This is a genomic window from Paenibacillus sp. AR247, assembly GCF_002968895.1.
GTDB classification, from domain to species: domain Bacteria; phylum Bacillota; class Bacilli; order Paenibacillales; family Paenibacillaceae; genus Paenibacillus_AQ; species Paenibacillus_AQ favisporus.
This window is the reverse complement of the sequence record NZ_PCZT01000009.1, coordinates 784925-794667: the sequence shown is the minus strand read 5'-3', so window position 1 is coordinate 794667 and position 9743 is coordinate 784925. Positions and strand designations below refer to the sequence as shown.

Genomic DNA, 9743 nt, shown 5'->3' with positions numbered 1-9743 from the left:
GGTAAACTGGATGCTGAATTTAAAGGGATCGTTACGACCGATGGAGCGGTTCGAAGTGGGAAAAATAAGGTGCTGACCTTTGTGGACAAGTACGCGAACCCACAGCCCCATTATGATGTTTACGAGCTTCTGATCCGCAATAACCGGATCGTCGATCAGAAGCATGCGGCTTATGACCTCCGGTACGAACCGAATACGTCAAACTATCAGGTTTATGATCCTAAAGGCTGGATCGAATATACGGTACTGACGGACGGAAAGATCGTGTGGGTATATAACGACGAAGGGAAGATCGTCTCGACGTATGATCTGCCTGCTTTGACCAAGCAGGATGATGTGTTCGGCGTTCAGTTCGTTGGAGCGGATTATCTGGTCGTCCGGCCGGGCCGCACGGGCTTGCTGACGCTGGTCGATCTGAAGGATAACACGACAACGGTACTCGCCGACAAGCTTTTAACGGGAAAAGATTTGGCATACGCCCGTGACAACCAGACGCCGTATCCTGGAGATACGCTGAGCTTCGCCGGGGATATGGGGCATGGAATTGTAGATTTTGCTTATCACAGTCCGTTCCAAAAGAACACCCGCTCCGAGCGGTTAACTTATGAACGGCCTTCTTATGCCGAAGAACGAAAGGCACTGCCTAAAGAACGCAGCTTTCAGGAGATGGCCGCTTCATGTGCCGTCGACACCGTGAGTTATGTTCACATTCAGGATGGGGACATCATTTACAAACCTCTGATTGGAGCGAACAAGAAGGATCAGGATGGGATTCGTACCGTTTGCCGGATCCTTAAAAAAATTACTGCCGAAGGCACGGAAGTGACGCTGCCGGGGACCTTTCCAGAAACGTTCTTCCACGGCATGTCGGTAGAGTTCACTGCCGGGGATTCCGTCAGCATTTACTTGGCTGGAGGAAACAAGCTGGGCATGGGTAACCAATTAGGAGGTAAAAATATTTTTCTGGAGAATGCCGGATTGGTTAAAGAATTCAATAGTTTTAAAGTGAAACCTGAAGGATGAGGAGTTGAAACAAGCCGCTGGCAAAGCGGCTTGTTTTTTGTTTTTTATGTAAAGCGCCAATTCTAGGGTTTCATTTTATTTTTTTGGAAACATAACCCTTGACACAAAAAAACAACCCGGGTATATTATTAATTAACAAAATGTTAATTGTAAATCGAAACAGGAAAGGCGCAGGCAAATATGTCCAACGAACAAGCACTTCAGCAATACGATGTCCGAAAGTACCGCACACCTGACGGCTATACGTCCGACATCGCGGTTTTTACAATCCGTTCGGAGAAGACGGAAGCATTTAAACCGCCGGTTATGGAGCTGCAAATCATGCTCATTAAACGGAGTATGACGGACAGTGAGGGCCGCCCCAACATCGAAGCAGGGAAGTGGGCCCTGCCGGGAGGCTTTGTCGAACCAACGGAATCCGCGTTTCAAACGGCGCAGCGGGAACTGAAAGAAGAGACTGGGGTCGAGCATATTCATCTGGAGCATTTTGGCGTATACGATACGCCGGGCCGGGACCCGCGGGGCTGGATCATATCGAACGCGCATTATGCGATCGTGCCCGAACGCCATCTGTCCCAGAGAGCAGCCAATGATGACGCGAGCGAGGTTGAGCTGTTTCCGGTCGACGACGTCCTGTCGCTGGACTTGGCGTTTGACCATGAAGTCATCATTCAGGACGCCATTGCCGTCATCCGGCGGAAGCTGCTGGAGACGACGGCGGCCAAGGATTTTCTGCCTGAAGAGTTTACCTATTCGGAGCTGCAGAGCGTACTGCTCACCGTAACGAAAGATTCGGCGATTGCCCTGGATGCGGCTTTTGCCAGAAAGATCAAGTCCCTCCCGTTTATCCAGGAGGCGGCCGGCAAGAAGACGAGCCGAACGTCGAAGAAACCGACGCAGCTGTACCGCTTTGTGGATGCGGATATCAGCAGCTCCATATATCACAGCAAGAAGTAAATCCATTTTGCGAAAATAAGATCTTATTTTTTTCGAAATCTGATTTAACATTTGGTTAATTGTTTATTTTACAAAGGTAGGACCAACGAATGAATCAGCGACCGAATCCGGATACCAATCTTTATGATGCAGATGACAGCCTTGCGCTGCATACGGATAAATATCAGATCAATATGACGCAGGCCTACTGGCAGGATGGAATTCATGAACGGCGGGCAGTATTTGAGGTTTATTTTCGTAAAATCCCGTTTCACCACGGCTATGCCGTCTTCGCCGGACTGGAACGGGTGGTGCGCTATCTGCAGCAATTTCGTTTTACGGAATCCGATCTGTCTTACCTGAAGGAAGATGGATACAGCGACGAGTTTTTAAAATATCTCTCCGGGATCCGCTTCACGGGAACGGTCAAGTCTATGAGGGAGGGGGAGCTGGCGTTCGCCAATGAACCGCTGATGCGGATTGAGGCACCGCTGGCGGAAGCTCAGTTAATCGAGACGGCTGTGCTGAATATCGTCAACTATCAGACTCTGATCGCGACGAAGGCTTCCCGCATGAAGCAGGTTACCGGAAGCGACGTCACGATGGAGTTCGGATCCAGGCGGGCCCAGGAAATGGATGCAGCCATTTGGGGAACGCGCGCGGCGTACATCGGAGGGTTTGATGCGACATCGAACGTGCGGGCCGGCAAACTGTTCGGCATTCCGACGGCAGGAACGCATGCCCATGCGATGGTTCAGGCCTACAGGGATGAGTATACCGCTTTCTGTAAGTATGCAGAGTCCCACCGGGACTGCGTTTTCCTAGTCGATACCTATGACACGTTGAAGTCCGGGGTACCGAACGCGATTAAGGCGGCCAAAGCGTACGGCGATCGGATCACCTTCAAAGGCATACGTTTGGATAGCGGCGATCTGGCTTATTTATCTAAAGAGGCCAGAAAAATGCTCGACGATGCCGGTTTTCCGCAAGCCCGAATTTATGCCTCCAACGATCTCGATGAACAGACGATCATGAGCCTGAAAGCCCAGGGAGCGCAGATCGATGTGTGGGGTGTCGGAACCAAGCTCATTACCGCTTACGATCAGCCCGCACTGGGAGCCGTTTACAAGCTGATTTCCATTGAGAATGAAACTGGTGAAATGGTCGACACCATTAAAATCAGCTCGAACCCCGAAAAGATTACAACCCCGGGCAGAAAGCGGGTTTATCGCATCATCAACCGGAGCAACGGCAAATCGGAAGGCGATTATATTGCGCTGGAGCATGAAGAACCACAGAAAGAGACGCGTCTCAAAATGTTCCATCCGGTGCATACGTATATTGCCAAGTTCGTGACCGGTTTTGAGGCAAGGGAGCTCCATCATCTGGTTTTTGACAGCGGCGAGCTGGTGTATGAGCTGCCAGACTTGAAGGTCATCAGAGCGTTTGCGCGTGATAACCTACAGGTGCTTTGGGAGGAATATCAGCGGATCTTGAATCCGGCTGAGTATCCGGTGAACCTGAGCCAGGCATGCTGGGATAACAAAATGAGGCTGATCGACGAAATTCAGCAGGACATCCAGCGGCAGCTGCAGACTTAAGGAGGGGAACATGGCGAAAATCGGAATATACGGATCCTCGTTCGATCCTATTACCAACGTGCATCTGTGGACGGCCAGCACCGTGGCCCACCGCTGCCGGCTGGACCGGGTGATCTTCCTGCCCTGTTCAAGCAAAAGGCCGGATAAATCGCTGCATGCCAGTGACGAGCACCGGTGGAACATGATTCAACTTGCGATAGATGGCAATGATAAATTTGTCGCGGACGATTATGAGATGAAGCAAGCAGGATGGGAAATTGCCACCTATCTGACGCTGAAGCATTACAAGGAGGCTTTCCCGGACGACGACATTTATTTTATCATGGGTGCGGATCTACTGGTTGATATCGGGGAAGGGAAATGGAAGAAATCCGAGGAGCTCATCCAGGAAAACAAGTTTATCGTGATGGCTCGGGACGGAATCAACATGCTGGCGGCCATCAGCAAATCGCCGATTCTGCGGAACGCCGACGACGGACAGACGTTTCATCTGATCGACAAAGGGCTCGCGATGGAAATCAGCTCGACGTATATTCGGGATGAATTCCAACGAGGCGGTGAGCCGCGTTACCTGGTTCCCGACAACTGCTATGCTTATATGTGCCAACATAAACTGTATCGATAGAAGGGAGTCATTTATATGAAAAACCAACAACAAATTATTCAAGAACTTCATGTAAAGCCTGAAATTAAGCCGGAGGAGGAAATTCGCAGACGAATCGGTTTCCTCAAGGATTACTGCAAAAAGGCAGGGGCCAAGGGGTTCGTGCTCGGCATCAGCGGCGGGCAGGACTCGACCCTGGCAGGACGCCTTGCCCAGCTTGCGGTCCAGGAGCTGCGTGCGGAAGGATATGAGGCCAAATTTTACGCGGTTCGGCTCCCTTTCGGCATTCAGAAGGATGAGGACGATGCGCAGAAGGCGCTGGATTTTATCAAGCCGGACGAAAGCTATGATTTCAACATTATGAATGCCGTCAACGCTTTTGCCCTTACGTATTCTGAATCTACCGGAAACGGGCTTCCCGATTACCATAAAGGAAACGTCAAAGCGAGAATGCGGATGATCGCCCAGTACGCCATCGCCGGTGAGCGGCAGTGTTTGGTGATCGGAACGGACCATGCCGCCGAAGCGCTCACCGGGTTTTTCACGAAATTCGGTGACGGGGGAGCGGATATTCTGCCGCTGACCGGGCTGACCAAAGAGCAGGGCCGTCAGCTGCTTAAAGCTTTGGACGCCGAAGCGCGGTTGTATCTGAAGACGCCTACGGCCGATCTGCTGGACAACAAGCCGCAGCAGCCGGATGAAACCGAGCTGGGCATGGAATACGAAGTGATCGACCAGTATTTGACCGGGCAGCAGGTTGACCCGCAGGAGCAGCTCAAGATCGAGCAGCGTTACGACCGTTCGCAGCATAAACGTGAGCTGCCTGTGACTCCTTTTGATGAATGGTGGAAATAAGGCCAAATCCGGTTTGTGCGGCTGTTATAATCAATGAAAAGAGTCGAATGAGGTGAGCCGACATGGATATTCAGTCCATAATCCATCGAATAACACAGGATCTTTGTCAGGTTGATGGGGTCAGGGCCATCGTACTTGGTGGTTCCAGAGCTAGAGGGACACATCATCCCGGATCCGATATCGATATCGGCATCTATTATGATTCAAGGGAAGGATTGGACATCAAAGAACTCCGTCGGATCGCTGCTGTCCTCGATGATGACGGCCGAACGGACCTGATCACAGAGATTGGCGGATGGGGACCCTGGATCAATGGCGGGGCTGGCTGCAAGTCGAACAAATTCCGGTTGACTTTTGACCGCGATATCCGCAAAGTCTCCACGGAGATGGAAGAATGCCTCGAGGGAAACGTCACGATTGATTATCAGCCAGGACATCCTCACGGCTTTATTAACGCCATTTACATGGCGGAAGTCGCGTTGTGCCATGTGCTATGGGATCCTGCGGACATCATTACCGCCCTGAAGTCCAAAACGTCGCCTTTCCCAGCCGTATACAGGCAAGCGGTTATCGGCAAGTTTTTGTGGGAAGCCGAATTTTCGCTTGACATCGGGATGAAAGGGGTCGCCAAGAAAGACATCTCTTATGTGAGCGGATGCTGCTTCAGGGCGGTATCCTGCTTGAACCAGGTGCTGTTTGCCATAAATCATCAGTATTGCATGAACGAAAAGGGAGCGACTGCCCTCGCCGACGCTTTCGATATCGTGCCGCCAGCCTATGCTTAAAGTCTTGAGGGCTCCGCTCCAAGCTACGACTTGATCCAGCATCGCATTGACATTGTCCAGATGAAGGGCTTGCGGTTTAAAGACCGATCCGTTTTCAAAATCGGTGAACAGAGACAGCGTTGGATGAACGCGAACGTCGGCAACCAAAAGTTCTCCCAGGATACCGCGAAGATGTTCCGCCGCACGGGCGCCGCCGGTGGAGCCGTAGCTCACGATCCCTGCTGCCTTGTTGTTCCACGCATCACGGGCGAAGTCAATCGCATTCTTCAGCGCGCCGGTAATGCTGTGGTTGTATTCCTGAACGATGAACACGAAGCCGTCCAGTTCTCCGAGCTTTTGGTTCCAAGCGGCGATACCAGGTTCGGAACCGTCTGTCGTTCCGAGGAAAGGCAGATTATAATCGCTGATATCCACGATTTCGTAGTTAGCGTCACCGCGTTGGTCGGCAATCTCTTTGATCCATTGTCCCACTTGCGGGCTTACCCGGCCTTGACGCGTGCTTCCCAAAATAATACCGATGTTCAATTTGCTCATTGTAACTTCCTCCTTGGCTGCCGTGCCAAATAATTTTTTGAAAAACGACATGTTTGCACCACCTGAACCATCTATGATGTATTTTGATTATGAACCGACTGCAGTCTGAATTCATCAGTAAGTTACTTTACGTAAGTTATTATATTTTTTAAATTTAATGTTGTCAACATAAAAACTTTATTTAAGTAACTGAGATACCAACCTGTTATACCCGGAGAAAGGATCCATGGACTGCGGCGTGGAAGTAAATATAAGCAGAGCAAGCAAGTAAGAAAAAGAGCGAGAGGTGAAATCATGCGATGAAGGCTATTACCGATATTCAGATCCCAGACGTTCCATGGCATCGGTTGACGACGGCCTATGGGAGAGGCACGGACATTCCCCGGTTCATAGAAGAAAAACAGTACGTTTCCGTAGCGGGATTGATCGAACATCAGGGAACCTTGTGGCAGGTGACCCCTTGGACCATTCTTGTATTGATGGAGAAACTAAGGACGGTGGAGCCGGTACAGGTTTCCATCGAAGAGATCGATTTATACCTTGCTGTAGCTTCTGCATTAGCAGATCAGGATATTCGTGACGTGGGTTTAATATCATCCATGGATGAGCTGCTGGATGACAAGTACCTCTGGCCCGAGAAAGAAGACGGAGACGAGGAGGAGTGGGAGGAAGAAGAACCTCGGGGCTACGAGCCGGATCCTTTTTACGGATATTATTATTTCAGCGGTGTGCTGCTAAAACAGGGAGTAGCGGAGTTCACGCGGATCATGAGCGGAAACGAGGACCTTGCTCCCAGGATCAGAGAACTGTTGGCTTTGCTTAAACAAATCACCGCTGAATGATATTTAGCTATACCATCGTTAGGCAATTAAATTAGGAAAAAAGCACACACCATATTTTAGCGGCGTGTGCTTTCTGCGCATGAACAGCCTGTTACTTGCCTTGAATGCTCAGCTCGGCGAGAGTCGGATTCCAATCGACCTGGCATCCCAGCTGTTTGAACAGGGAGGCTGGCACCATGACGGCGCCGTTTATCATACTTACCGGGCCGGACAATGCAATGGACTGCCCTTGAATGGCGGCTTCGGCCGTGCCGGGACGGAAAGTCACCGTAGTTTGGCCGTATTGAAGCCTGTAAGTGGTCCCTTCCTGAGTTGTAGAGGCCTCGAGAGAGCCTCCGAGCTCCTTCGCTATGCTTTTTACAGGGACGATGATCGAGTTATTCTTATTGACTGCCGGGAAGGAGGCGGGGAGCAAGCTGCCGTTGATACGAATGGTGATCGGCCGCTGAAGAGGAACCGGTGCGTATTCCATGCCATCACCCGCATTACGCGCGACGCCAACCTCGTTCCAATTTTTCGCTCCCCAGCCGTACACCTGGCCTTTGGCATCAACGGCCAAACGATGAGTATCCCCGGCCGATGCCGATACAATCCGCTGCAGTCCTTTGACTTTAACGGCTGATCTGCCCTTTTTGCCGTCGTACATCCACACTTCGCCTTGCCGGCTCACCAGCAACGCATAACCGGGGGAACATAAACATTTCGGACCTGAAGGGACGGCTGAATGCTCACTGGCTTTACATACAGCTTTCCTGTGCTAGAAGAAGCTTGGGTAGACCAATTCCATACCTTGCCGGAACCGTCTACTCCATAAGCGTCATAGGCATGCTGCATGGAAATTTGCTTCAATGCCGGCAAACCCTGTATTCGGACCGGTACGGAGAGGTGGAGCTGATTCTCTGAGGCATTCACCGTTAACTTCCAGACAGATCCTGCGGAATCCAGCGCATAGATATAATCGGATGTCGACTGCAGCTGAACGATATTTTTCAAGCCACTAACTGAAATCGGCTGTCCCGAATCGCCGCTCTTCTGATCTCTCATCCACGCTTTAACGGATCCATCGCTTCCGAGACCAAAGCTGTACTTTTGCAGTGTCGTTACTTGCGAGATTCCAGATAAACCTGGGAGTGCTCGTGGAACCTGGGTTTCCCGGACGTAGCCCGGCCGTGATCCCCATTCCCATACCGTACCGTCGCGAGCGACGCCCAATTGGTAACCATACCCGTCGGTAGCTATCGAGTTCAATGGTGGCAGTGTGTTGAGACGAACAGGTGCCACCATGCTGGAAACGGCCGTAGTATCTGGAATCCCGAGTTCGCCCAATAAATTTCTTCCCCAGGTCCACACCGAGCCGTCTGCCCGGAGTCCGACCGAATAATAATTTCCGGCTGCCACCTGAACGAAAGCCGTTCCCAAAGCGGCGGTGCTGGAAGCTGACGCGGCCGGTGACTCTGCAGAGATGGAAACCGATAGCCGTGCTGCAGCATCCATGCGATCTCCCGGTTGGGTGGATGCTGCCGCAAACGAATGGGGTGATACCGCCGTCACAACCACTGCAGATAGCAGCACGCCTTGCATGAAGTGGGAATATTTCATGATCATCCTCCGTGTTCTTTTTACTTGAATCTACTAATCAAGACGCAAGCATCATGCGGGAAGTTGCGCGGCCCAAGCGTAATCTTTATCGGACAAGTCCCGTGTCCGGCCAACCGTTGCCCCGGCCACTGCCTACACTTTATAATTCTAGTTAGTAGAATCCAGCAGACAGGAGGCGGATATGATCGATCAGCAGGAGTATGGAAAATACGTGCTTGGATTGATGGATGAAGAAGAGGCTGAAGAAACTGCGGGGCCTATTGAAGAAGAGATGTTTTACGGCTATTTTCAAATCTATATGCCTAGTGGAAAAGGGGTGGAAGCTACGTTCGCGCCCCTGGAAGACGGTGATATCTTATTAAAGCGGATCCTTCCGATCTATGAAATGCTGGATCCGCAGGACTTTGAAGGGGAATGGGTGCCCGGGTATTTTAACGGAAAATCTGAACATGTATCCGAAGAGGAGCTCAGGGATCTCGGCAAAAGGCATATTCTCGGTTTGAAGCAGCTGATGGACGATCATGCCGAGCTTGAGGAAGCGGCTGAGGCGTCGAGGTATCTCGGAACGGTCTCCGAAGTTGTCATCGTATCCGGCAGCGAATTCGAAAAATTCCGAGAGGAATATGATCCCGTCGTACACGAATCGTTGTTTGAACTGGTGAGTGAGCATACGGATGATCAGGAACCTGTTCAAATGTTGAGCGAGGCTTATTATTCCATTGCCTGTGACTACTGGATTTCGTACTACCTCCAATGGCACCGCTACGGGCTTGAAGGAGACCCGCTTGCCCCGTATTTTGAGCTGTACAAGCTTGGATACTCGGCGATTTTTGCGAACGGTAAGCTGTATATCGGTAAGCCGTAGAAGTTGAAGCCGTTGTCGCAACAGAAACCTATGAAAAAGGCGTCCATCCAAGATGGCCGCCTTTTTGTGTTTCATACAGTAATGATCAGTTTGATGTGC

The 9743-nt window shown here is 51.0% G+C and carries 10 protein-coding genes and 2 pseudogenes; 8 read left to right on the top strand and 4 right to left on the bottom strand.

Features of this window, described 5'->3' with window-relative positions; translation table 11 throughout:
• The 6 genes and pseudogenes from CPT76_RS37290 to CPT76_RS42050 form a co-directional block, all read left to right on the top strand.
• Nucleotides 1–1023, top strand: a 1023-nt coding sequence (locus CPT76_RS37290; protein WP_181152807.1) for a hypothetical protein, incomplete at its 5' end; no start/stop codon positions are given.
• A 180-nt stretch (nt 1024–1203) separates the two neighbouring features.
• Nucleotides 1204–1980 carry an NUDIX hydrolase gene (locus CPT76_RS11710; protein WP_105443041.1) on the top strand — a complete coding sequence of 259 codons (777 nt, stop codon included), beginning with the start codon at nt 1204–1206 and terminating at the stop codon, nt 1978–1980.
• Between the two features lie 89 nt (nt 1981–2069).
• Entirely contained in the window at nt 2070–3560 is a 1491-nt protein-coding gene (locus CPT76_RS11705; protein WP_105443040.1) for a nicotinate phosphoribosyltransferase, read from the top strand.
• A 10-nt stretch (nt 3561–3570) separates the two neighbouring features.
• On the top strand, nt 3571–4185 hold the full coding sequence (gene nadD, locus CPT76_RS11700; RefSeq protein ID WP_105443039.1) for a nicotinate (nicotinamide) nucleotide adenylyltransferase: 615 nt from the start codon (nt 3571–3573) through the stop codon (nt 4183–4185).
• A 15-nt stretch (nt 4186–4200) separates the two neighbouring features.
• Nucleotides 4201–5019, top strand: coding sequence for an ammonia-dependent NAD(+) synthetase (gene nadE / locus CPT76_RS11695; protein ID WP_105443038.1), 819 nt, complete (start codon nt 4201–4203; stop codon nt 5017–5019).
• 62 nt (nt 5020–5081) lie between these two features.
• A pseudogene (locus tag CPT76_RS42050) lies at nt 5082–5222 on the top strand (nucleotidyltransferase domain-containing protein); the annotation flags it as partial.
• Here CPT76_RS42050 and CPT76_RS39525 read toward each other — a convergent pair.
• Nucleotides 5223–5507, bottom strand: coding sequence for a hypothetical protein (locus CPT76_RS39525; protein WP_258168323.1), 285 nt, complete (start codon nt 5505–5507; stop codon nt 5223–5225).
• 294 nt (nt 5508–5801) lie between these two features.
• Nucleotides 5802–6389, bottom strand: a pseudogene (locus tag CPT76_RS11685) (NADPH-dependent FMN reductase); the annotation flags it as partial.
• A 248-nt stretch (nt 6390–6637) separates the two neighbouring features.
• Between CPT76_RS11685 and CPT76_RS11680 the strand changes: the two are divergent.
• Nucleotides 6638–7180 carry a hypothetical protein gene (locus tag CPT76_RS11680; RefSeq protein WP_105443036.1) on the top strand — a complete coding sequence of 181 codons (543 nt, stop codon included), beginning with the start codon at nt 6638–6640 and terminating at the stop codon, nt 7178–7180.
• 91 nt (nt 7181–7271) lie between these two features.
• On the opposite strand, the gene CPT76_RS11675 is transcribed toward CPT76_RS11680, so the two are convergent.
• Complete coding sequence (locus CPT76_RS11675; RefSeq protein WP_105443035.1) at nt 7272–7826, bottom strand: copper amine oxidase N-terminal domain-containing protein; 555 nt, start codon at nt 7824–7826, stop codon at nt 7272–7274.
• Nucleotides 7827–7846: 20 nt separating this feature from the next.
• Nucleotides 7847–8779: an RCC1 domain-containing protein gene (locus CPT76_RS11670; RefSeq protein WP_181152806.1), complete on the bottom strand. Its 933-nt coding sequence runs from the start codon at nt 8777–8779 to the stop codon at nt 7847–7849.
• 181 nt (nt 8780–8960) lie between these two features.
• Here CPT76_RS11670 and CPT76_RS11665 point away from each other — a divergent pair, with 181 nt between their 5' ends.
• Nucleotides 8961–9644 (top strand): hypothetical protein, encoded by a 684-nt coding sequence (locus CPT76_RS11665; protein WP_258168322.1) that lies wholly within the window; start codon nt 8961–8963, stop codon nt 9642–9644.
• Nucleotides 9645–9743: the final 99 nt, after the last annotated feature.